Source organism: Bradyrhizobium viridifuturi, assembly GCF_001238275.1.
Lineage (GTDB): Bacteria > Pseudomonadota > Alphaproteobacteria > Rhizobiales > Xanthobacteraceae > Bradyrhizobium > Bradyrhizobium viridifuturi.
The window spans coordinates 1-674 of record NZ_LGTB01000130.1; the positions used below are offsets into that span (position 1 = coordinate 1).

Below are 674 nucleotides of genomic sequence, written 5' to 3' on the forward strand. Positions count from 1 at the left end.
TCTTCCGGCTCAATGACGGTTTCGATCCGTTCCAGATGGGGCGCAAAGCCCTTGCGCCGACGCGGTGCACGCTTGCTATCCGCTTGCGCACGGCCCTTGCTGACCTGGGCCTTGATCTCAGCGATGCCGGTCTCGACCTCCTCGAAGACAAAGGCTTGCTGTTCGACGTCGCCATTCGCAGAGCCGAGCTTTTCCGATCGTCGGCCGAACCGGGCGCGGTCGAAGGCCTTCAGGATCTGTGTCAGTCGCTCGATGCGCGCATCGGCATCGGCGTTGCAGGCCTTGAGATCGGCGACCTCACTCTCCAGAGTCGGCGCGGGCCGCCTTCTCGGCCATGGCAAGCACCATGGCCTTTAGCATCTCCACGTCATTTGGGAGGTTGAGATCGGGCGGCGTCATTGGGCCTACCAGAGCACATTTCGCCCCTGTTCTCTTGCCCTTTCAGCTCACTGATTCACTTCGCCGCAGTGCTTTTACCCAACAATCTCCGGCGGCTTGACCGCCGCGGTCCGGACCCGCTTCCAGTCCATCCCATCGACCAGGGCCATCAACTGCGCAGCATTCAGCTGCACCCGATGATGTCCGATCCGCGGCCAGCAGAACCTCGCCTTCTCAAGCCGTTTTAAATAGAGGCACACGCCGGAGCCATCCCACCATACGATCTTTATTCGGTC

The 674-nt window shown here is 61.1% G+C and carries 1 protein-coding gene and 1 pseudogene; both read right to left on the bottom strand.

Annotation, left to right across the window (positions count from 1 at the left end; all coding sequences use genetic code 11):
• Positions 1–399, bottom strand: a pseudogene (locus tag ALC15_RS40940) (transposase domain-containing protein); the annotation flags it as partial.
• 74 nt (positions 400–473) lie between these two features.
• Positions 474–674 (bottom strand): IS66 family insertion sequence element accessory protein TnpB (gene tnpB / locus ALC15_RS40945; protein WP_157861002.1); only part of this gene is annotated, 201 nt, incomplete at its 5' end.